Origin of the sequence: Nonlabens ulvanivorans, from assembly GCF_000732625.1 — a bacterium.
Taxonomy (GTDB): Bacteria; Bacteroidota; Bacteroidia; order Flavobacteriales; family Flavobacteriaceae; genus Nonlabens; species Nonlabens ulvanivorans.
In genome coordinates, this window is sequence record NZ_JPJI01000012.1 from 112259 (window position 1) to 133866 (window position 21608).

Consider the following 21608-nt stretch of genomic DNA (forward strand, 5'->3'; position numbering starts at 1 on the left):
TTTTAAAATACAGAAGCGGCTATCTTTGTAAAACATGTCACAACAAATCACAACACTTACTTTTTTTAAATATCCTGAATTAAAACAAAAATTTTGGGCATTCGGAATGATGCAATTTGCACACAGTCCGTTAAAGAAAGTGAATGGCTTACAATTTTATAAATTGTTGGGTTCAGGGAAGAAAAACTTTGATCCTAAACCAGACTGGAGTGTTTATGGATTATTGCAAGTTTGGGAAAATGAAGAATCTGCAAAAAGCTTTTTTGCAAATTCAAATTTATATAATCGATATCAAAAGCACAGTTCCAACCAGCTTACTTTCTATATGAAATGTATTAAAGCGCATGGACAGTGGTCTAAGAAAAACCCATTTATGGTGAGTGAAAACTTAGATGATAATAACGCCTATATCTCTGTAATAACAAGAGCGACTATTAAAATAAGCATGTTGAAAAGATTTTGGGATTATGTACCTACCTCTCAATTAGACTTAGTTGATAATCCTAATTTATTATTTACTGCTGGAGTAGGAGAGAGACCAGTAACTCAAATGGCGACTTTCAGCCTTTGGAACGATGCTCGTGCTTTAAAGAAGTTTGCCTATCGTAGTCAAAGTCATAGACATGCTGTGCAACAAACTCAAGCCTTGCAATGGTATAAGGAAGAGATGTTTACCAGATTTCAACCTTATCGCATTATTGGTTCTTGGTCTAATTTTGAAATACCGGAAGGTCTATAATAAGCTTTTAAAAAAAGCTTTAATCATGCGCTTTGAAGTCATGCTTTGCATTATAGAAATCTCTTCTGCAAGGTTGGTCTCCTCATCTAGAAATTTAAATAGTCTTTGTATGTTATTGTTATCATATAAACGAAGAAAAAACGCTGGTCCATCATCATTGAAATCATGTAAGACCGACAGCATGCTGCTATCATATATACTAAACCGTTTTGTAAATAAATCTGTCAGTAATGGTAAACCGTTTATATAATTACGTACCAAAGTAGCTGCTTTTTTCTCTGTCATTTTAAAAGAATAACCAGTTGATGGTTTTACCCAGCCACCTGCGGTTCCTATCTTATAGATGTTTTGAGAATGGTGACGGTCAAAATTATAAGTAGTCATAGGGATAATACCTTTTTCTATTTCTACAATTTTATACTCTTTTATGTTTAATTGCTCATTAATATAACGCTTGAGATACTCTTCATAGGTAGTATCCATTACCAGATCAGGCGAAAAATATGTAAATTCTATAAGTGCTTTCTTAGTACTATAGGGCAATATATATGTAAAGCTTGTCGTACCACGATCCCTTAAGCTATAGTCCATCATGGTAAAACATTCTGGATTGAAGTGATCATCGGTAGTCTCGATGGTCCACCCTTTAAAATGCTGTTGTAAAGTGATCGCTTTTTGATCTTTAAAAAACTGATTGTCTATACGACTATCTAATATGACCTTAGCATGGATTATACCATTGGTGTGGTTTATAATTTGTAGTTCTTCATTTTTTTTATCAATGCTGGTTACTGTTGAATTGATAAAGGAGCTGTGATTACTTTGTTGTAGTTTCGCTTTCGCGAAAGCGATAAAATCTACACTGTTGATGGTCTTATAAACATAGGGATTCATATCTAGTTCAATAATACCTTGTGCCGATTTAAAAAGACCATAATTCCATTTTTTAAGAGTCATATGGTCCCATTTTCCAGAATCTTTTTCCCAATAGGACCATTTCTTATGTAAGACGATAGGAGCATTGTCTATAACCACCAATTTTATATCTGGGCATTGTTGTAATAGCTCTAAGGCTATATGACTGCCAGCGCAGCCCAAACCTATAATTGCTATATCGAAATGATGATCCATAATCCTAATGCAAAAATGAGTTGTGCAGTATACAAATGTAAGGAAGTGTTGCGATCACCTTTCAACTTATAATGAGCTAATACGGCATGGAGTATAGAAGCAACGATAAACCAGCATATATAATTCCACCAGCCTGCACCACCATTAAAGTGCCAATAACCTGCATAGTCACAAATATGTTCTAGGAAAAAATCGAGAATGACCATTAATCCTGCTGCACTAAATATTTGGGCTGTTATATTTTTTATATACGATTGTGATATAGAATGACTTATAAAAGCCAGTATGGCCCAGTTGACACCTATTAAGTAGGGTATGCCATCTAATTTAGGACCTAAATTATCACCATAAAAATAATCACCAAAAAGGCTGCCCGTATGTACACCTAACCATTCTACTATCATTCCTACGATAAAGCATAATGCAAATAGGCTTACTTTTTTTATAGATTGGATAGGATAACAAATCCATAAAACTAAAGCAAGATATAGAAGTGTAAAAGGAGATTTAGTAACAAAAAAGTCTTGGTACCCCAATGCTATACCTATAAGTGCTGTAACATGAAGCACCCAAGTAAAAAGTATAAGCGATTTTTTAATCATGACACATCAGGTATTAAGTCTGCTGTTATCTGTGCACTTAATAAACAGAGTGGAATTCCGCCACCTGGATGAACAGATCCACCGACGTGATATAGGTTTTTAAGTCCTTTATTAAAATTAGGGTGTCTTAAAAAGGCCGCAAATTTATCATTACTGGCAGCACCATACAATGCGCCTCGATAGCTACTGGTATTTTTCTCAATACCGCGAGGATCTAACACATGTTCTGTACTGATGTAATTAGAAATATCTGTATGGAGACAATTATTGATTTTTGCTATTATATTTTTTCTGGCTTCTACAATCATTGCTTCCCAGTCCTGTCCATAATCACCAGGTGCATTAATCATAACAAACCAATTTTCACAACCTGCCGGTGCATCTGTTTTAGTTTCCTTACTGGTAATATTAATATATACTGTAGGGTCGTTGAAAAGAGATTTTTTATTGAAAATGTGATCAAACTCTTCTGGATAGTTCTCGCTAAATAAGATATTGTGAAGATCTAGGTTTGGAAATTTATGATTAATACCCCAATAAAAGATTAAGGCGCTACTACTGCGTTCTTGATCAAGTGTTTTTTGAGGTGCAGGATAGTCTGTAAGCAATTTTTTATAAGTAGGATAAATGTCCATGTTTGAAACAATGATATCTGCCTTATAATTATTAATTGGCGTTTTTATACCAGTAGCTTTATTGTCCTTATAATTAATTTTGGTCACGCTTTCGCGGAAGCGGAATTCTATCCCGACCTTAACAGCGAGTTCATAAAGAGATTGAGATATACGGTGCATCCCGTTTTGAGGATAATACGTTCCTATTCCCATCTCTAAATGAGGTATCATGGACATGATTCCTGGAGTTTGATAAGGTGAAGAACCGTTATATGTAGCATAACGATTAAACAGTTGGGTTAATTTAGGGTTTTCAAACACTTCATTTTCTTTGTGTAGTGTATTGAATAGGCCCAGAAAAGGTGCGTTAATGATCGCTTGTATGGTATTTATTGAAAAATACGTGCTCCATTTATGGAGCGACTTTTCTAAAAAAAGAGATTTGGTAAGGTTATAACGTGATTTACTATTATTAAGGTAGTTGTTGATAACGGCTTTGGACTCTGCAAATGTATCACTAGCATGAGAAACAAAATCTGCTTGATCGCTGTATGCCTTAAATGAAGTTCCATCTTCCCAGAAATAATGACAACCAACACTCTTTTTTATGTAGGAAAAAGAATTGCAATGATCAGGAAATAAATCATGAAGTTGATCTACTAAATGAGGTAGAGTAAATAGGGAAGGACCTAGGTCAAATCTATACCCGTCTTTTTCTATAGAATGCAGTTTACCACCAGCATAGTCATTTTGTTCAAATATGGTAACTTGATATCCCTTATGGCGCAGTCTAAGAGCAGTTGCGATTCCTCCTAATCCAGATCCTATTATTATGGCAGTAGCCATTTATTTGAAATATTTGAGAGGAACGACAAGCATTCCAAAGTTTTCACCTTTTTCTTTACCGATGTGTTTGTGGTGTATTTTATGTGCTCTTCTAACTCCACGTGCATAGACATTATTAGCTTTACGCAACCATTTAAAACGTTGATGAATAAATATATCATGTACTATGAAATATGCTACTCCGTATGCAAAAATTCCTGCACTCATAGGTAGTGCCCACCAAAGATCTAATTCGCTATGTGCAATCTTAAGCCCAATGCTTATTACTGCATAAAAAACAAAGAAGAAATCATTTTTCTCAAACCAGCTGTCGTGTTGTTTATGATGATGGTCTTCATGTAAATTCCATAAAAAACCGTGCATCACATATTTATGCATCCACCAGGCATTAAACTCCATAATGCAGAAAGTGGTCAGAAAGATAAGAATCCAAAAAAGTATATCCATTAAATCAAATTTAAGCGATAGCTAACATATCCTTTTGCAAGTAAGCCTAATTTTTCATAATTGGGAACCCTAATACGTGCATTTCTTATTTCTTTAGATGGTGTGCGTTCTAATCTGGTAAGTAGTCTACGGTAATAAACATATGCGGTATAAACACCTAGTTTAGCCTCAACTGGTAAACGTTGAATTCCCTTAAGTCCTGCATCAAAGTCCTCTTTAATTTCTTGTATAAGACGGGCTTTATCATCTTCAGATAAATCCTGAAGATCTGTATTAGGAAAATAACTTCTTTCTAGTACATCAAGATCTGCTTTTAGGTCACGCAGGAAATTAACTTTTTGAAAAGCGCTACCTAGTCTCATAGCGTCATCTTTAAGTTCTTCATATTTTGCTTTATCACCTTTTACAAATACTTTTAAAGACATAAGGCCTACCACATCTGCGCTGCCATAAATGTAATTTTTGTATTCCTCATCAGTTAGATAAACAGACTTATCAAGATCCAGTCTCATACTATTGATAAAGGCTCCATACATATCTGGGGTGATATTGTATTTGTTTACGGTTTCTTGAAATGAATTTAATATTGGATTGAGGCTTATTTTTTCATCAATCGCATGCTTAAGATCCAGTTCAAATCGATCCAGTAAGGTTCTTTTATCATAATCATGAAATGAATCTACAATCTCATCTGCAAATCTTACAAATCCATATATATTATGTATGTCTTGTCTAATCGTGGGACCTAACATTTTACTAGCTAAAGAGAAAGAAGTACTATAATTGTTAGTTACGGCCTTACTACACTGACGGGATACTTTATCGAATAGGCTTTTCATAATTATGAATATTTTTTAATTAGGTCTGCTGCTAATTTTCCAGAAATAAGAGAAGGCGGTACCCCAGGTCCCGGAACGGTAAGTTGACCAGTGAAATATAGATTTTTTACTTTTTTACTTTTAAGATTAGGTCGTAAGAAAGCAGTTTGTAATAAAGTGTTTGCCATACCATAAGCATTTCCTTTATAGCTATTGTATTCTGATTTAAAATCATTTACACAGAACGATTCTTTAAATATAATATGATTTGTGACGTTTTGCTGTGTTCTTTCTTCGAAACGTTTGATAATAATATTGAAATATTTTTCTCTAAGTTCAGGCGTGTCCTCTAAACCAGGTGCTAGCGGTATTAGAAAAAAACCATTTTCACAGCCATCTGGTGCCGTGCTACTATCTGTTACTGATGTAAAGTTTGCATAAAACAATGGGTCTTCAGGCCATTGGGCATCTTCGTAGATTTCGTGCGCGTGTTTTTCAAAATCAGTATCAAAGAATAAATTGTGATGTTCAATATTTTTTAGTTTTTTGTCAAAACCAACATAGAAGATTAATGAGCTGGGTGCAAAAGTCTTCTTTTCCCAATAAGCTTCAGAATATTGCCTGTTTTTTTGAGGTAATAGGGTTTCTGAATGATGATAATCTGCGCCAGAAAGAATGATATCAAATGTTAACCTCTCATCATTTACTTCAATACCTATAGCATGATTCTTATCATCCACTAATATTTTAGAAACAGCTGAGTTGGTGTGAATGGTTACTCCTTGTTCTTTTGCCAGCTGTTCCATTGCTAGTATAACTTCATACATTCCTCCTTTGGGATGCCATGTGCCTAGTCCAAAATCAGCATAATTCATAAAATTATAAAAACTAGGTGTGTTACCTGGAGTAGCGCCTAAAAATAATACCGGGAATTCTAGAATAGATATTAGTTTAGGATTGGTAAATTTTTTACGAACATCTCTTGATACATTACTTACAAATGCTCCTAGCTTTTTTACGGTCTGAGGTGTTACTAACTCTAGTGGAGATTCTCCTGGCCTGTAGACAAGCTTTTTAATGGCTATGTCATAGTTTTCTTTTGCATTATCTATGAAGTCTTGAAGGTAAACAGAACTTCCTCTCTCTATGCGTTCAAATGTATTTTTAATAGTACTTAAGTTATCTCCTATAACAATTGATTCATCTTTAAATACGACTGTATATGCAGGGCTTAATTTATCTAATTCATAATAATCAGAAGGCATTTTACCAAAATCAGCAAAAAAACGTTCAAATATATCTGGCATCCAGTACCAAGAAGGTCCTATGTCAAATGTAAAACCATTTTTAACTAATCTTCTAGCTCGTCCACCAACGGTATTGTTTTTTTCGTATATCGTGACATCATTACCTGCTCGAGCTAAATAGCTAGCAGCAGAAAGAGAAGCGAAACCAGAACCTATTATTGCTATTTTTTTGCTCATGCTTTTATTACTAAATCAGGAATTTTACCTATCACATCAGATATACCTCTAAATACAAGTTGATTAGGTTTAAGGTCTTTGTCTTTTATTTTCTGAGCTAAATGTCCTAAAACCCATAACTCAACGTCGTCACCATTGGAAACTTTCTTGTCAAACTGTTTTAAGAAGGAGGGAAGCTGTTTTTCGGTTGGTTGAACGGTTATGTAGGTTATAAAAGTAGGCTTAGCTTCTTTATTTTTAAAGAATGGTAGAGATTCTAACATCATACTCGCTCCTAGATATATTGTGTTACATCCTTTTTTTAATAACTCATAGTTTAGAAAAAGTAATCCTAAGTCATGCATTTCATTTTCTGGAAGAAACAATATGTAAACTTGTTCTTGATTATGAGGCTTTTGATACTGTAATTTCTCTAGGTTTATTAAAACCTTTTGTTTAATCAAGTGACTAATAAAATGCTCATGTGCTAGATTGATTGTTTTTGATTGCCATAAATAACCTAGTTCCTCTAAAAAAGGTACGAATAGATTATAGAATACGCCTGAAAAACCGAACTCGTCTAAAGAGCTTTGATATATTCTTTGAAACATTTGCTGGTCAAAGTTGACCATAGCTAGTTTTAATTCCTGTATGGCGTGATCATTCTTATTATTACGTTCAGCAAAATTTCTAACCTGAATTTCAATATCTTCTGAACTCAGTTCAGCAATAGCTGATATCTTTATACCAGCATTACGTAAATAGGAGATGTTCAATATTTTCTGTAGAGCTTCTAAGTCATACGTTCTTATATTGGTATCTGTTCTATCTGGCGTTAGTAAGCCATACCTCTTTTCCCAAATTCTTATGGTATGCGCTTTAATGCCACTAAGGTTTTCTAAATCCTTAATACTAAACTTGCTTTTAATCAAAATATCTCTGTTTTACTTTTACATGGGTAAAGTTAAACAAAATTGGAAAGTGTTTGAGTTTTTATAAAAAAAGTTCTACAATTTGGATTTTATTTAACAATTGAGATGTTATTTGCGAGAATTTCGATATAGGATAAAAAAAATCAGGTAAAACCTGATTTTTATAGTACCCGAGATGGGACTTGAACCCACACGTGACTAGCACACACGGCCCTCAACCGTGCCTGTCTACCAATTCCAGCACTCGGGTATAAAAAAAGTCCTTAAAATTTAAGGACTTTTTAGAGATTACTATAATCTTGTGATCTGGCTGGGGCTCGAACCCAGGACCCTCTCCTTAAAAGGGAGATGCTCTGCCAACTGAGCTACCAGATCGGTATTGCTTAATTGCGGGTGCAAATATATAACCTCTTTTTAAATCTCAACAAGTTTTTTTAAATTAATTTCGTTTTTTTTAATCTGTGCTTTTTGAAGGCTAAAAAATGTAATTAAATGATTGTTTTATTAGGTTATATGGGTAGTGGTAAAACTGTTGTAGGACAGGTGATTAGTGGTTTGATAGGGTTCGAGTTCATCGATTTGGATCATTATATTGAATTTAAAGAAGGAAAAAAAATTTCTGAAATATTTGAGAGAAATGGTGCTATTTATTTTAGAAAAATAGAAAATAAATATCTGAAAGAGTTAATAAAAGAAGATCGTAAAGTTATTTTAAGTCTAGGAGGTGGTACTCCATGCTATTACAATAACATGGAATTATTATTAAATAAAAGCTATATCCATACATTTTATCTAAGCGCGGGAATAAAAACACTATTGAATAGATTAAATGATGATAAAATTAATCGTCCCATAATTTCAGGAATTACAGGTGAAGATGAGTTATTAGAATTTATTGGCAAGCATCTTTTTGAACGTCGTCCATATTATCAACGTGCACATCATCAAATTACTGTTGATGATAAAAGTCTTAGTCAAATTTCAAAAGAAATAATAAGTACACTATTTTAAGATAACACTGTATGGTTCGGCTTTAATATGAACCTCTATGTGTTCTTGCATGGTTGTAGATAGAGAAATTCCTTTAAAATCCGCCTTTACTGGATATTTTTTATGATTACGATTAACTAAAACAGCGGTTTTAAGGCGATCTAATGGTACATCTAAAAAATGTTTTACTCCATATATAAGAGTGGTGCCGCTATTAAGCACGTCATCGCATAGAACCACACCTTTATTGGTATATTCTTCGGCTTTTAAAGATGTCTTGATATTGTTTAATGGGTTTGTTTTGTCAATTTCTACTTTACAAAGAATTATGTCACTAGAAACAATTTTAGATAGAGAAGATTTAAGTTTTTTAGCAAATACATAACCACCGTCACTTATGCCAGCTAAAATTATCTCATCGTGGTTTAGATAAACTTCAGCTATTTGATAAGCGATACGTCTAATTTTATTTTTTACTTGATCATGATCTAAAATTCGAGTTTCCATTATATTTTTTTCATTAGTTTAATAAATATCTCTTTATCCTGTCTTTCCTTTACAGAATTGTAACATGACTCCATTATAATAATTTTGAAGTGTGACTCGAAAAGCTTAATATATTCTGTAATAATGCCTCCAAATGGAGGTCCGTTCAATTTGTTTTCAAAGTTAAATAAAACACCAACTAATCTACCGTTGTCTTTTAATAGTTGATGTGTCTTTTTAATGTAGCTTTCGCGAAAGCGTGGTTCTAAAGCACAAAAAAATGTTTGTTCTAATATTAAATCATACTTGCCATTATGATCAAAAAAATCCTGTTGTACAAAATTACAGCAGGGTAGGGCTATCTTTTCTTTGGCATATTTAATAGGTGATGATGCAATATCTAAAATAGTAATGTTCTTAAAACCGCTGTTAAAGAGATATTCTGCTTCATATGCGTTACCAGCACCTGGGATCAAAATAGATATGTCTTTATCTGTTAATTGATCAATGTAATTCTTTAAAGGTGTAGATACTTTTCCTAAATCCCATCCAATTGAGTTGTTGGTATATCTCTCTTGCCAGTATTGTTGATCTAATTTAATCATTCTTCCTCATCTTGTTGGCCTAGTAAATCGTTTAAGTCTCTACGATCTTTTTTAGTGGGTCTTCCTTCACCTTTGCGTCTATAATAATCTTGATTCAGTTCTATCATTTTTCGAGCTTCAAAATTTTCCTGTGGAGTACGATCTAACCTATATAAATTGACTAGTTTATTACCTACTCGACTATCTGGCAGGTCTATTACTTCAATTACATAGTTGATTTGGTCTTTACGTAATTTTATTATATCTCCAGGATATACATCTCTAGATGGTTTGATAATTGAATCGCCAACTCTGATTCGTCCTTTTTTTGCGGCATCGGTAGCCTTGCTTCTAGTTTTGAAGTATCTAGTAGCCCATAAATATTTATCCACTCGCATAACAGAAGCTTTAATTAAGCGTTATCTCAACAAAAGTACTAGAAAATACTATCTTTGAGCGCTTAAAAAAATGAAGATGAGAAACCTTAAATACATTGTGACTAGTTGTCTGTTTATAATTATAGCAATCGCCTGTAGTCCAGATGATGATTCAACAACGGTTGCAATTAGAGATCGACAAGAAGTTGATCTTGAAGATCAATTAGAGCTACAGAATTACTTAGATACCCATTTTTGGAACTATGAAGATTTTGCAACAAATCCTGCAGGTAGTGATTTTGAGATAAAATTTGATTCTTTAGTAGGTGTGAATGCAAATAAAATCCCATTATCTCAACAGGTGACTACTTCTATTTTAAGAAGAGAGGATATTGATTATACGGTTTACACACTAAATGTTAGACAAGGTGGTGGTGCAAAGTCTCCATCATTTGCAGATAGTACTTTAGTGAGTTATAAAGGTTATCAATTAAATAAGGAAATGAATGATGATGGTTCTTATCAACAGATTGTTTTTGATTCTTCAACAAACGCAATTTGGTTTGATTTGCCTCAAGTTGTGAGTGGTTTTATGGAAGGTGTGACTCAATTTAATGAAGCTACCACCATTACACCGCAACCCGATGGTACATTATCATATGATGATGGTGGAATTGGTGCTGTATTCATGCCATCTGGTTTAGGCTATTTTTCTAGTTCGGTATCTGGTATTCCAGCATATTCGCCTTTGGTTTTTACTTTTCAGCTTAGAGCTGTGAAAATCACTGATCACGATGGTGATGGAGTGTTTTCTAAATTTGAAGATTTGGATGGAGATCGTAATTTAAGGTCATCTGATAATGCAGATAATACCGATGAAGATACGATAGGTGCTTTTAACTATATAGATGCTGATGATGATAATGATGGTGTTGATACCATCGATGAAAATGCAGATCCTAATGGGGATGGAGATCCAAGTGATGCTTTAGATACAGATGGTGATGGTGTGCCAGATTACTTAGATGCTGATACGGCTATTGCAGTAACAACCTAGGATCTTTACTCCATATATAGATAATAATATGAGCCTCAATCGAGGCTTTTATTATTAACATCTCTTTGCGATTATTGCAAATAATTGAATGATTATTAGGTAATTACGCAAATAAAATTGTAGTATTCACAATATTATTGTCTTGAATTTAAAAAACAAGATCATGAAATCAATTGTAATTTGTATCATCACTTTAGTCTTATCACTAAATTGTGTAGCACAAAGTAATGGGGCTACATCATCTGCAGAATTAGACATTAACCAAAATATACCTTATGTAAAAATAGGTGCAGGTTATTGGATTCCTACCAGCAAACTATCGTATTTTTTAAATAATGCACCTTTTTTTGAATTAGGAATTGTAATACCAGATGATTCTTATAGTAGGAGTTTTGAGTTAGGAGTTCAACTTGTTATTCCTCAACAAGAAAATTTCTTTCTATTAAGAGATAATAATGAGGATTATGAAATTGAGGCGACTACTATATTAAATGCTTATTTAAAGCTTAATAAATACATATGGGAAAAAGATAGAAATCGCTTAGAACTAACTTTTGGATTAGGGATGTCATCAATATTTCTTGATCCGGTAACTAGGGCAGGAGATGCTGTTTTGGATTATGATAATATAAACTCTTTTCTAGTAGCACCTGGGTTATCATATACCTTTAGTTTTAAGGATAAATCGATAGTTCAAATATCATTTGATATGCAGTATACACCATTTAAAATGGAGCGAGGCACGACTAAAGATTTGAACTCTTTTTCCATGCTTCCTAAGATAGCTTATCGCTTTTAGACGGTTGCTGGACAATTAGAAAACAAAAAAAATCCTTTAAGCTCAGCTTAAAGGATTTTTTAATTTGAATAAGATGAAAGATTACTTTCTGCTTATTACTTTTTCAGCTTTTAATGCAATATTCTCTGCGTTTAAGCCATATTTTTCTAATAATTGAGCTGGTGTTCCACTTTCACCAAAGGTATCCTGGGTAGCAACAAATTCTTGTGCCGTTGGATGGTGCATCGCTAATGTGCGAGCAACACTTTCTCCTAATCCGCCTAGATAATTGTGCTCTTCGGCAGTAACGACACAACCAGTTTTTTTAGCTGATGCGATGATAGCAGCTTCATCAAGAGGCTTAATAGTGTGAATATTAATGACCTCTGCGCTGATTCCTTTTTCATTAAGAGTTTTAGCCGCTTCTAAAGCTTCCCAAACTAAATGACCAGTAGCTATGATAGTAACGTCAGTACCTTCCTGTAGCATCACTGCTTTTCCTATTTCAAACGTTCCATTTTCTGGAGTGAAGTTAGCTACTTTAGGACGACCGAATCTTAAATAAACAGGTCCGTGATGCTCCGCTATAGCTAGTGTAGCTGCTTTAGTTTGATTGTAGTCACACGTGTTGATTACAGTCATGCCAGGCAACATTTTCATTAATCCTATGTCTTCTAAAATTTGGTGTGTTGCACCATCTTCTCCTAGAGTAAGACCTGAGTGAGAAGCACAAATCTTTACATTCTTATCAGAATATGCGATGCTTTGTCTGATCTGGTCATAAACACGACCTGTAGAAAAGTTAGCAAAAGTTCCCGTAAATGGAATTTTACCACCTATAGTCATACCTGCCGCGATTCCCATCATGTTTGCCTCTGCAATACCAACTTGAAAGAAACGCTCTGGATGATTATCTGCAAAAGCATTCATTTTTAGAGAACCCGTTAAATCAGCACATAGCGCTACAACGTTCTCATTCTTTTTTCCTAGTTCCGTAAGTCCGTCACCAAAACCTGATCTCGTATCCTTACTTCCTGTATTTTCGTAAATTTTCATATACTCATGCTGTTAATACAGCGTGTTTTAATTAATAATCACCTAAGGTTTCTGGATTCTGTCTTAATGCTTCAGCAAGTTGCTCATCATTAGGAGCAATACCATGCCATGCATGAGATCCCATCATAAAGTCGATACCATTACCCATTTCAGTATGAAGCAGGATACAAACGGGCTTACCTTTTCTAGTAAGATTCATTGCTTCTTTCATTCCAGTGATAATTGCATCTACATCATTTCCTTTCTGAACCGTAATAACATCCCAGCCAAAAGCTTCAAATTTATTACGTAAATCACCTAATGCAAGTACCTGTTCTGTACTACCGTCAATCTGTTGCCCATTCACATCAATTGTTGATATTAAATTATCAACCTTATTTGCAGACGCATACATAGCAGCTTCCCAGATCTGTCCTTCTTGTAATTCACCATCTCCATGAAGTGTGAAAACCGTTTTATCATCTCCGTTTAACTTTTTAACTTGTGCAGCACCTATAGCAACACTCATTCCTTGACCTAATGAACCACTTGCAATACGCACACCTGGTAAGCCTTCATGAGTTGTTGGGTGACCTTGTAGTCTGGTGTTTAGTTTTCTAAAAGTACTTAACTCAGATACCGGGAAATATCCAGCACGAGCAAGAACACTATAAAAAACAGGTGAGATGTGACCATTAGATAAAAAGAATAAATCTTCATTTATTCCGTCCATGTTAAAGCTAGGATCATGATCCATTACTTCATTATATAAGGTAACAAGAAATTCTGTGCAACCTAGAGAGCCTCCAGGATGTCCACTACTAACCGCGTGTACTTGTCTTACGATATCGCGACGTACTTGCGTTACTAAATCTTTTAAGTGCTGTGTATCAGCCATTTTGGTTTTTTTTGATGATGGTTCAAAGTTAGAACGATTCTCATTTTTTTAAAGGGTCAATTACCTACCACTTATTAACTAAAAACCATGTTTTGTAAACAAATTAAAAAATAGTGGAGAACTAGTTTATTTATAAGTGCCGTTAGAGTTGTCATAATTACGCTTTCGCGAAAGCATAATAACAATGTCTATATTTATAATTATCTACTTCAATTGGTTCCTAATTCATTTTGAGATATTAAAATGAAGTACAAATTCAAGTTCATTAAAGTATCTTTGCGCCGCATGAAATTTGATTTATTACAAACTGATTCACAAAGCCAAGCGAGAGCTGGAGTTGTGCACACGGACCATGGAGCGATTGAGACTCCTATATTTATGCCTGTAGGTACTGTAGGTACTGTTAAAGGCGTTCACCAACGCGAGCTAGAAAACGATGTCAATCCTGACATTATACTAGCAAACACCTATCACCTATACTTACGACCTGGTATAGATGTGCTAGAAAAAGCTGGTGGATTACATAAATTTATGAACTGGGATCGTCCTATTCTTACGGACTCAGGTGGATATCAAGTGTATTCTCTTAGTGCAAATCGTAAGATTAAAGAAGAAGGTGTGAAATTTAAATCACATATAGATGGTTCATACCACTTTTTTACTCCAGAACGTGCTATGGATATACAGCGCAGTATAGGTGCAGATATTATTATGGCATTTGATGAGTGTACTCCATATCCATGTGAATATAATTATGCGCGTCGCAGTATGCACATGACTCACCGATGGTTAAAAAGGTGTATAGAGCACTTTAACAATACTCCTAATAAATATGGTTTTAATCAAACTTTATTTCCGATCATTCAAGGAAGTACATACAAGGATTTAAGAGAACAAAGTGCTGAGTTTATCGCAAATTGTGATATGCCTGCAAATGCGATAGGTGGACTGTCAGTAGGTGAGCCGGCTGAGGAAATGTATGCTATGACAGATGTCGTTACAGCTGTATTGCCTAAGGATAAACCTCGATATCTTATGGGTGTGGGAACGCCTATTAATCTATTAGAAAATGTAGCGTTAGGTGTCGACATGTTTGACTGTGTGATGCCTACACGTAATGGGCGTAATGGGATGATTTTTACAGCTCATGGTACCATGAACATGAAGAATAAGAAATGGGAAACAGATTTCTCACCATTAGATCCGGGAGATTATGCTTGGGTAGATACTGCTTATTCTAAAGCTTATGTACGTCACTTATTTACTGTAAACGAGATGTTGGGTAGACAAATTTGTACCATACACAATTTATCCTTCTATTTATGGTTAATGAGAGAAGCTCGCAAGCATATAATAGCAGGTGACTTTAGAACATGGAAGGATAAGATGGTTAAACAAATGGATAATAGACTTTAGTGCTTAAAATTCTAGATAGATACATATTAAAACAATACTTAGGAGCTTTTCTACTGCTCTTGTGCCTTTTCATACCTATTATGATTACCGTGCATATTGCAGAAAAGATAGGGAAGATCTTAAGTAAAAACATCCCTTTTGCCGAGGTGATGATGTACCTTCTAGACTTTACCATCTATTTTTCAAATTTCTTATTTCCTATTTTTCTCTTTATTTCTACCATGTTTTTCACTTCTAAACTGGCTAATAATACAGAGATTGTCGCCTTTCTAAGTTCTGGAGTGTCTTACAATAGATTTTTGCGTCCTTACATAATAGGTGCGGTATTAGTTTGTGTTACCGCTTTAGTATTTAGTACCGTGTTTGTTCCAGATGCAGCAGCAGGATTTAATGAGTTTCAGTTCAAATACTTTAAGTCAGAAAAAGAACGGCAGACCAATAATGTTTTCCGGCGTATATCGGATGACGATTATGTGTATGTAAGTAATTACAATTCTGGAAGAAAAACAGGATACGATTTTACCTTAGAGCATTTTAACGGCAATGAACTAGAGTATAAATTATACGCAGAACGTATTGCTTTTAAAGACAGCATTTACACACTCAGTCGTTATAAAAAACGTGTACTGCAGGAAAATGGAGAAATATTAACTACTAAAGCAAAATTAGACACCATTCTTAATTTTGATATAGATGAGTTAACTCCATCATCTTATGTGGCAGAGACTTTATCTTATCAAAAGCTTCTTGATTTTATAGAGACGGAAGAAAGTCGTGGTAATGGAAATATGAACGTATATTATGTTGAGAAACATAAGCGTACATCCATACCTGTAAGTGCTTTAATATTTACCATTATAGCTGTTGCAGTATCGTCTGTTAAAAAGCGAGGTGGAATGGGTGTGAATCTTGCGATAGGTCTAGCCATAGCAATGAGTTATATGTTCTTGGATAAAGTATTCGGAACTATTGCAGAGAAAAGCACATCGTTTGAACCATGGATCGCCGTTTGGGCTCCTAATATATTCTTTGGTATAGTAGCTTTATTCCTGATAAGAAATGCGCGACGATAGATTATTTAATTATCTCCATCTTCATTTTATAGTTTTTATTTGGGGTTTTACCGCAGTATTAGGTGCACTTATTTCGATAGAATCTGTGCCTCTAGTCTGGTGGCGCATGGTGCTAGCCGTCATTATGATTGTGATCTACATGAAGGTGAAAAAGATTCCGTTTCAATTTACGGGAGTTCATAAAGTACCGCGCAAGCGTTTGCTATCCATTTGTCTAGCAGGTATGGTCATCGCCTTGCACTGGATTACATTTTTTGGTGCCATTAAAGCGTCTAATGTATCTGTTACTCTTGCGATGATGAGTACAGGAGCTTTTTTTACAGCCTTGCTAGAACCGCTGTTTACGCCTAAAAAATTGGTATGGTATGAACTAGTATTTGGGATGGTGATTATAGGTGCTTTGTATTATATTTTTCAAGTAGAGACAGAGTATATTATGGGAATGGTGCTGGGAATAATAAGTGCTTTTTTGAGCGCTACATTCTCGATTATGAATGTGACTTTTGCAAAAGAGCATCCTCCGTCAATGATATCGTTTTATGAATTATTAAGTGGTGTATTATTGCTATCCTTATTTTTTGCGCTCCCACAATTTGACTTTGTTGGACCACAACAATTGTCTAGTGATGACTGGTTGTGGATGGGAATATTAGCATCTGTATGTACTGCTTATGCGTTTATCGCTAGTGTAAAAGTAATGAAGTATTTAAGTGCTTATACGGTCATGCTTACCACAAACCTCGAGCCAGTTTATGGGATTCTACTAGCGTTTTTCATATTGGGCGATGCAGAGCAAATGACACCACAGTTCTACATTGGTGCCATTGTTATTCTAGTGGTTATTGTCCTCAATGGTTTTATAAAGACACGTTTACAACGCAAATAGTAGAAGCATTAATAGCTCTATAATTATTTTAAAAGTTAAAGAGCTGTTTCATGTCGCTTTCGCGAAAGCGAATAAAATAAAACCTCTTAATATCTTATACTATTGAGGTGCTATCGCTTAAAAGAATCTATTATATTTGTCTTCCTAACAAGAACAACCCTAAGTTTATGGAATATCTTGATTTTGAATTACCTATCAAGGAACTTGAAGAAAAATACCAGCAAACGCTGGCCATAGGAAGTGATAGCGAAGTAGACGTTACCGCAACCTGTAAACAAATAGAGAAAAAATTAAAAGCGACTCGCAAAGAGATTTATGGCAATTTAACGCCATGGCAACGTGTGCAAATGTCACGTCATCCTGCTCGTCCTTATACACTAGATTATATCAAAGCAATTTGTGGTGACACATGGCTAGAGCTGCACGGTGATCGTGGAGTAAAGGATGATAAAGCGATGATAGGTGGACTAGGTAAGATAGGCGACCAGAGCTTTATGTTCATCGGTCAGCAAAAAGGTTTTAATACCAAGACACGTCAGTATCGCAATTTCGGTATGGCAAATCCTGAGGGATATCGTAAGGCCTTACGTCTTATGAAAAGTGCCGAGAAATTTGGTGTTCCTGTAGTATGTCTTATTGACACACCAGGTGCATATCCAGGACTAGAAGCTGAGGAACGTGGACAAGGTGAAGCAATTGCTCGCAATATTCTTGAAATGACTCGTTTAAAAGTACCTATCATTGTAATGATCATAGGTGAAGGAGCAAGTGGTGGAGCGCTAGGTATAGGAGTAGGTGATCGAGTAATAATGCTTGAAAACACTTGGTACTCTGTCATCTCACCAGAGTCTTGTTCTTCCATTTTATGGCGCAGCTGGGAATTTAAAGAGCAAGCTGCAGATGCGTTAAAGCTAACTGCAACTGATATGAAAAAAATGAAACTGGTTGATGAGATCCTCAAAGAACCAGTAGGTGGCGCGCATACTAATAGACCTGATACTTTTAAAGCAGTAAGTGCATGCATATTACGCCATTATGAAGAATTGAAAGTTCTAAAAGCTCCAGAGCTTGTTGAACAACGTATGGATAAATATTGTAATATGGGTGTTTACAAAGAGTAAGCCTATTACCATCTTATATATAAAATCCCTAGACCGATAGGTCTAGGGATTTTTTTATCGTCGATAAAATACCTAGCGATCATTTTGCATCTTGTTTATCCTCAAGCAACAAAGTATTTTCTTTAAAAAGTAGGAGAAATCGTGGTGTAAAACTTATCAACGACCTTATTTTTGTTTCAAATTTAGGCGCGATTTTTGTCGCCTATTGATTTACAATACAATCAAAAAAAAACTGCAGTTATCAACAGGTTGTCATCATAATAAATAGTTAATTTGTTAACTACCGTGTGACATCCCTATACTTAATAAACACCTTTAAAGCACTACTTTTGAACCTATGGAAAAAATTCAATCATTAGCCGTATCTAAAACAGACAATAGTATGGTCGTTCCTCTTGAGAGAGGAAAGATACCACCGCAAGCTGTTGATTTAGAGAAAGTTGTTCTAGGAGCGTTGATGATTGATGGTAAAGGTGTGGATGAGGTTATTGACCTGTTAACACCTGAGGTTTTCTATCAAAAATCCCATCAATACATCTTTGACGCTATTGATAAACTGTTTAAAAGCGGTAGTCCGGTCGACTTATTAACCGTTAGTGCTCAATTGCGTAAAGATGAGAAAAGTGAAGCCGCTGGTGGTGACCATTATCTTGTGCAATTGTCACAGCTAGTAAGTTCAACGGCACACATTGAATTTCACGCTAGAATTATACAGCAAAAGTTTATTCAGCGTAGTTTGATTAAACTATCTACAGAGATTATTTCAGACTCTTATGAAGAGTCTACAGACGTTTTTGACCTACTAGATAAGGCAGAATCTAAACTGTATGAGGTAACTCAAGGTAATATTAGAAAAAGTACAGAGTCTGCAATGGATCTGGTAAAACAGGCAAAGCAGCGTATTGAAGATATCGCAAACCGTGATGGATTAAGTGGTATCCCTACTGGATTTACAGATCTAGATCGTTTAACATCTGGATGGCAGCCTAGTGATTTAATTATTATCGCGGCACGTCCTGGTATGGGAAAAACGGCCTTTACACTTTCTATGGCACGTAACGTGGCGGTAGGATCTAATATACCAGTAGCATTCTTCTCACTAGAGATGAGTTCTGTACAATTGATTACTCGTTTGATATCTTCAGAAACTGGATTAAGCAGTGAAAAGTTAAGAACCGGTAAGCTTGAGCCCTTTGAATGGGAACAGCTTAACGTTAAAGTAAAAGATCTAGAGCGAGCACCTATTTTCATAGATGATACACCATCATTATCCATTTTTGACTTGCGTGCAAAGTGTAGACGTCTGGCCTCACAACATGGTATCAAGTTAATCATGATTGATTACTTACAGTTAATGACCGCACAGACAGGTGCAAAAGGTGGTAACCGTGAACAGGAAATATCAACCATTTCTCGTAATCTTAAAGCACTGGCAAAAGAACTGAGTGTTCCTGTAATAGCACTATCACAGCTATCGCGTGCGGTAGAGACTCGTGGTGGTAGTAAAAGACCTTTACTATCTGACCTGCGTGAATCTGGAGCAATCGAGCAAGATGCAGATATTGTATCCTTTATCTATAGACCAGAGTATTATAACCTTGAAGAATGGGATGATGATGATCGCAGCCCAACCGCAAATCAAGCCGAATTTATCGTTGCAAAACACCGTAATGGTGCGACAGATGCGATACGTCTTAAATTCCTTGGGCAGTTTGGTAAGTTTGATAATCTTGATGATTTCTCGACGCCATATGAATTTGGTTCAAAAATGAATGCGGCAAACGATGATACTAACAGGCCAGATGGACTTGATCCTAGAAGTTTACCTAGCGCTCAAGACGCATTTGGTGATTTCCCTGCGAGTCCAGATGATGAGGTGCCTTTCTAGGTCATCTTTAAAAAGCATATACTTTTTTCTATAACTACTGCGTTCTTTGCTATCTTAGCCATCGAGCCATAGTATGGCATTTTTTATGATGTAGATGATTGGGTTTACGCTTTCGCGAAAGCGTAATGAACCATCTCACAGCTCAAAAGTACACATGTTTATGTTTAAGAAATTTCTATTATACGCCTTTCTAGCACTATGGGCGCCTATGGCAATGGGACAATACTTATTTGTTCCTATGGATGCAGACACGCAAAACGATCACTTAAAAGCCTATGGAGTTTCCTATTGGGTACTCAGTAAAGGGACCAAAGTAAAATGGTTATTGAACTATCGTGGTGGCTCTTTTTTAATGCCCGATGTCGATGAAATAAAGAAGGAATTAATCGTACGCGGCGTGAGTTATGAGGAAATGACAGAAAGTGAAGTGAGCGATATACTTGCTCTTATTGCTAGTCCATCTCAAAACATGCAAGAAGTATTGCTAGAAAAAGCACCTAAAATAGCCGTGTATACACCTACAGGAAAGTTGCCGTGGGACGATGCGGTAACGATGGTACTTACCTATGCAGAGATTCCTTATACTAAGGTCTATGATGAAGAAGTTCTTGCAGACGAGTTATTACTCTATGACTGGCTGCACTTGCACCATGAAGATTTTACAGGTCAATATGGTAAATTTTACAGAAGCTTTAAAACAGCAGCCTGGTACATTCAAGAAAAAAAGGAAGCCGAAGAACGTGCTGCTAAACTAGGATACGATAAAGTAAGTGAGGCAAAACGCGACGTAGCACTTAAAATACGTGATTATGTAGTCGGTGGTGGCTTTATGTTTGCGATGTGTAGCGCTACAGACAGCTTTGACATTGCCCTTGCCGCCGAAGGTGTTGATATCGCTGAGCCTATGTTTGACGGTGATGCTAGTGAAGCTGCCTATCAAACTAAAATTGATTACACAAAGACCTTTGCCTTTACAGATTTTACCTTAGAACGATCACCTAATGTGTATGAATTCAGCTCTATAGACATGACGCAGAAGCGTGGTATTAAAAAAGAATTGGATTACTTTTCTTTAATGGATTTCAGCGCAAAATGGGATCCTATCCCAACAATGTTGAATCAAAATCACACCAGTCTCGTAAAAGGATTTATGGGACAAACGACTAGTTACGATCGTGATGAAGTGAAGAAAAACGTATTGGTACTAGGGGAAAATAGATCTAACAAGGAAGCAAAATATATTCATGGTATACGTGGTAAAGGATTCTTCACCTTTTACGGAGGACACGATCCAGAAGATTACCAGCATAGAGTAGGAGATCCACCTACAGAATTGAGCCTGCATCCCAACTCGCCAGGATATCGCTTGATATTAAATAACGTATTATTCCCAGCGGCTAGGAAGAAGAAGCAGAAGACTTGATTTT

Annotated in this window: 22 protein-coding genes and 2 tRNA genes; 10 read left to right on the forward strand and 14 right to left on the reverse strand. The window is 35.5% G+C overall.

Annotated features, from left to right (window positions below; all coding sequences use genetic code 11):
* The first annotated feature begins 34 nt into the window (after positions 1-34).
* Entirely contained in the window at positions 35-739 is a 705-nt protein-coding gene (locus IL45_RS01865) for a hypothetical protein (protein WP_036579572.1), read from the forward strand.
* Here IL45_RS01865 and IL45_RS01870 read toward each other — a convergent pair.
* The 9 genes from IL45_RS01870 to IL45_RS01910 form a co-directional block, all read right to left on the reverse strand.
* Positions 734-1870 carry a lycopene cyclase family protein gene (locus IL45_RS01870; RefSeq protein ID WP_036579574.1) on the reverse strand — a complete coding sequence of 379 codons (1137 nt, stop codon included), beginning with the start codon at positions 1868-1870 and terminating at the stop codon, positions 734-736. The two genes, IL45_RS01865 and IL45_RS01870, sit on opposite strands and share 6 nt — an antisense overlap.
* Positions 1849-2472 (reverse strand): carotenoid biosynthesis protein, encoded by a 624-nt coding sequence (locus IL45_RS01875; protein WP_036579576.1) that lies wholly within the window; start codon positions 2470-2472, stop codon positions 1849-1851. The genes IL45_RS01870 and IL45_RS01875 overlap by 22 nt, the downstream gene beginning before the upstream one ends.
* Entirely contained in the window at positions 2469-3932 is a 1464-nt protein-coding gene (gene crtD, locus IL45_RS01880; protein WP_036579578.1) for a 1-hydroxycarotenoid 3,4-desaturase CrtD, read from the reverse strand. The genes IL45_RS01875 and crtD overlap by 4 nt, the downstream gene beginning before the upstream one ends.
* Positions 3933-4379, reverse strand: a complete 447-nt coding sequence (locus IL45_RS01885) for a sterol desaturase family protein (protein WP_036579580.1) — start codon at positions 4377-4379, stop codon at positions 3933-3935.
* The gene (locus IL45_RS01890) at positions 4379-5218 is read right to left on the reverse strand and encodes a phytoene/squalene synthase family protein (protein WP_036579582.1); all 840 of its coding nucleotides are present in this window, start codon (positions 5216-5218) and stop codon (positions 4379-4381) included. The genes IL45_RS01885 and IL45_RS01890 overlap by 1 nt, the downstream gene beginning before the upstream one ends.
* A gap of 2 nt (positions 5219-5220) precedes the next feature.
* Positions 5221-6681, reverse strand: a complete 1461-nt coding sequence (locus tag IL45_RS01895) for a phytoene desaturase family protein (protein ID WP_036579585.1) — start codon at positions 6679-6681, stop codon at positions 5221-5223.
* On the reverse strand, positions 6678-7592 hold the full coding sequence (locus IL45_RS01900) for a MerR family transcriptional regulator (protein WP_036579586.1): 915 nt from the start codon (positions 7590-7592) through the stop codon (positions 6678-6680). Before IL45_RS01900 ends, IL45_RS01895 begins: the two co-directional genes overlap by 4 nt.
* A gap of 167 nt (positions 7593-7759) precedes the next feature.
* A tRNA-Leu gene (locus IL45_RS01905) sits at positions 7760-7842 on the reverse strand.
* A 52-nt stretch (positions 7843-7894) separates the two neighbouring features.
* Positions 7895-7967 (reverse strand) — tRNA-Lys (locus tag IL45_RS01910).
* Positions 7968-8084: 117 nt separating this feature from the next.
* Between IL45_RS01910 and IL45_RS01915 the strand changes: the two genes are divergently transcribed.
* The gene (locus IL45_RS01915) at positions 8085-8603 is read left to right on the forward strand and encodes a shikimate kinase (RefSeq protein ID WP_036579588.1); all 519 of its coding nucleotides are present in this window, start codon (positions 8085-8087) and stop codon (positions 8601-8603) included.
* On the opposite strand, the gene IL45_RS01920 is transcribed toward IL45_RS01915, so the two are convergent.
* Genes IL45_RS01920 through IL45_RS01930 form a run of 3 tightly spaced genes read right to left on the reverse strand, consistent with a single transcriptional unit; the run spans position 8595 to position 10050 of the window.
* Positions 8595-9089, reverse strand: coding sequence for a phosphoribosyltransferase family protein (locus IL45_RS01920; protein WP_036579590.1), 495 nt, complete (start codon positions 9087-9089; stop codon positions 8595-8597). The two genes, IL45_RS01915 and IL45_RS01920, sit on opposite strands and share 9 nt — an antisense overlap.
* On the reverse strand, positions 9089-9673 hold the full coding sequence (locus tag IL45_RS01925; protein WP_036579593.1) for a methyltransferase: 585 nt from the start codon (positions 9671-9673) through the stop codon (positions 9089-9091). Before IL45_RS01925 ends, IL45_RS01920 begins: the two co-directional genes overlap by 1 nt.
* Positions 9670-10050 (reverse strand): RNA-binding S4 domain-containing protein, encoded by a 381-nt coding sequence (locus tag IL45_RS01930; RefSeq protein WP_036579595.1) that lies wholly within the window; start codon positions 10048-10050, stop codon positions 9670-9672. The genes IL45_RS01925 and IL45_RS01930 overlap by 4 nt, the downstream gene beginning before the upstream one ends.
* 76 nt (positions 10051-10126) lie before the next feature.
* Between IL45_RS01930 and IL45_RS01935 the strand changes: the two genes are divergently transcribed.
* Both IL45_RS01935 and IL45_RS01940 read left to right on the forward strand, forming a co-directional pair.
* Entirely contained in the window at positions 10127-11086 is a 960-nt protein-coding gene (locus IL45_RS01935; protein WP_200875665.1) for an FKBP-type peptidyl-prolyl cis-trans isomerase, read from the forward strand.
* 163 nt (positions 11087-11249) lie between these two features.
* Entirely contained in the window at positions 11250-11885 is a 636-nt protein-coding gene (locus IL45_RS01940) for a hypothetical protein (protein ID WP_036579599.1), read from the forward strand.
* 81 nt (positions 11886-11966) lie between these two features.
* Here IL45_RS01940 and IL45_RS01945 read toward each other — a convergent pair whose 3' ends face one another.
* Positions 11967-12920 carry a transketolase family protein gene (locus IL45_RS01945; RefSeq protein ID WP_036579602.1) on the reverse strand — a complete coding sequence of 318 codons (954 nt, stop codon included), beginning with the start codon at positions 12918-12920 and terminating at the stop codon, positions 11967-11969.
* A gap of 31 nt (positions 12921-12951) precedes the next feature.
* The gene (locus tag IL45_RS01950; protein ID WP_036579605.1) at positions 12952-13797 is read right to left on the reverse strand and encodes a transketolase; all 846 of its coding nucleotides are present in this window, start codon (positions 13795-13797) and stop codon (positions 12952-12954) included.
* Positions 13798-14082: 285 nt separating this feature from the next.
* Between IL45_RS01950 and tgt the strand changes: the two genes are divergently transcribed.
* From tgt to IL45_RS01980, 6 genes are all read left to right on the forward strand, one after another.
* Entirely contained in the window at positions 14083-15213 is a 1131-nt protein-coding gene (tgt, locus tag IL45_RS01955) for a tRNA guanosine(34) transglycosylase Tgt (RefSeq protein ID WP_036579607.1), read from the forward strand.
* Entirely contained in the window at positions 15213-16286 is a 1074-nt protein-coding gene (locus IL45_RS01960) for an LptF/LptG family permease (protein ID WP_036579610.1), read from the forward strand. The genes tgt and IL45_RS01960 overlap by 1 nt, the downstream gene beginning before the upstream one ends.
* On the forward strand, positions 16273-17172 hold the full coding sequence (locus IL45_RS01965) for a DMT family transporter (RefSeq protein ID WP_036579611.1): 900 nt from the start codon (positions 16273-16275) through the stop codon (positions 17170-17172). Before IL45_RS01960 ends, IL45_RS01965 begins: the two co-directional genes overlap by 14 nt.
* Before the next feature lie 167 nt (positions 17173-17339).
* A complete protein-coding gene (locus tag IL45_RS01970; protein WP_036579613.1) occupies positions 17340-18293 on the forward strand; it encodes an acetyl-CoA carboxylase carboxyltransferase subunit alpha in 954 nt (317 codons plus the stop codon).
* Positions 18294-18630: 337 nt separating this feature from the next.
* Complete coding sequence (dnaB, locus tag IL45_RS01975; RefSeq protein WP_036579617.1) at positions 18631-20181, forward strand: replicative DNA helicase; 1551 nt, start codon at positions 18631-18633, stop codon at positions 20179-20181.
* Between the two features lie 208 nt (positions 20182-20389).
* Positions 20390-21604 carry an asparagine synthetase B gene (locus tag IL45_RS01980; RefSeq protein ID WP_193742966.1) on the forward strand — a complete coding sequence of 405 codons (1215 nt, stop codon included), beginning with the start codon at positions 20390-20392 and terminating at the stop codon, positions 21602-21604.
* Positions 21605-21608 lie beyond the last annotated feature (4 nt).

Excerpts from the sequence above, each read along its gene's own strand:
- IL45_RS01865 (WP_036579572.1), top strand. The coding sequence starts at position 35 with ATGTCACAACAAATCACAACACTTACTTTTTTTAAATATCCTGAATTA.
- IL45_RS01870 (WP_036579574.1), bottom strand. The coding sequence starts at position 1,870 with ATGGATCATCATTTCGATATAGCAATTATAGGTTTGGGCTGCGCTGGC.
- IL45_RS01875 (WP_036579576.1), bottom strand. The coding sequence starts at position 2,472 with ATGATTAAAAAATCGCTTATACTTTTTACTTGGGTGCTTCATGTTACA.
- crtD (WP_036579578.1), bottom strand. The coding sequence starts at position 3,932 with ATGGCTACTGCCATAATAATAGGATCTGGATTAGGAGGAATCGCAACT.
- IL45_RS01885 (WP_036579580.1), bottom strand. The coding sequence starts at position 4,379 with ATGGATATACTTTTTTGGATTCTTATCTTTCTGACCACTTTCTGCATT.
- IL45_RS01890 (WP_036579582.1), bottom strand. The coding sequence starts at position 5,218 with ATGAAAAGCCTATTCGATAAAGTATCCCGTCAGTGTAGTAAGGCCGTA.
- IL45_RS01895 (WP_036579585.1), bottom strand. The coding sequence starts at position 6,681 with ATGAGCAAAAAAATAGCAATAATAGGTTCTGGTTTCGCTTCTCTTTCT.
- IL45_RS01915 (WP_036579588.1), top strand. The coding sequence starts at position 8,085 with ATGATTGTTTTATTAGGTTATATGGGTAGTGGTAAAACTGTTGTAGGA.
- IL45_RS01920 (WP_036579590.1), bottom strand. The coding sequence starts at position 9,089 with ATGGAAACTCGAATTTTAGATCATGATCAAGTAAAAAATAAAATTAGA.
- IL45_RS01925 (WP_036579593.1), bottom strand. The coding sequence starts at position 9,673 with ATGATTAAATTAGATCAACAATACTGGCAAGAGAGATATACCAACAAC.
- IL45_RS01930 (WP_036579595.1), bottom strand. The coding sequence starts at position 10,050 with ATGCGAGTGGATAAATATTTATGGGCTACTAGATACTTCAAAACTAGA.
- IL45_RS01935 (WP_200875665.1), top strand. The coding sequence starts at position 10,127 with ATGAGAAACCTTAAATACATTGTGACTAGTTGTCTGTTTATAATTATA.
- IL45_RS01940 (WP_036579599.1), top strand. The coding sequence starts at position 11,250 with ATGAAATCAATTGTAATTTGTATCATCACTTTAGTCTTATCACTAAAT.
- IL45_RS01945 (WP_036579602.1), bottom strand. The coding sequence starts at position 12,920 with ATGAAAATTTACGAAAATACAGGAAGTAAGGATACGAGATCAGGTTTT.
- IL45_RS01950 (WP_036579605.1), bottom strand. The coding sequence starts at position 13,797 with ATGGCTGATACACAGCACTTAAAAGATTTAGTAACGCAAGTACGTCGC.
- tgt (WP_036579607.1), top strand. The coding sequence starts at position 14,083 with ATGAAATTTGATTTATTACAAACTGATTCACAAAGCCAAGCGAGAGCT.
- IL45_RS01965 (WP_036579611.1), top strand. The coding sequence starts at position 16,273 with ATGCGCGACGATAGATTATTTAATTATCTCCATCTTCATTTTATAGTT.
- IL45_RS01970 (WP_036579613.1), top strand. The coding sequence starts at position 17,340 with ATGGAATATCTTGATTTTGAATTACCTATCAAGGAACTTGAAGAAAAA.
- dnaB (WP_036579617.1), top strand. The coding sequence starts at position 18,631 with ATGGAAAAAATTCAATCATTAGCCGTATCTAAAACAGACAATAGTATG.
- IL45_RS01980 (WP_193742966.1), top strand. The coding sequence starts at position 20,390 with ATGGCAATGGGACAATACTTATTTGTTCCTATGGATGCAGACACGCAA.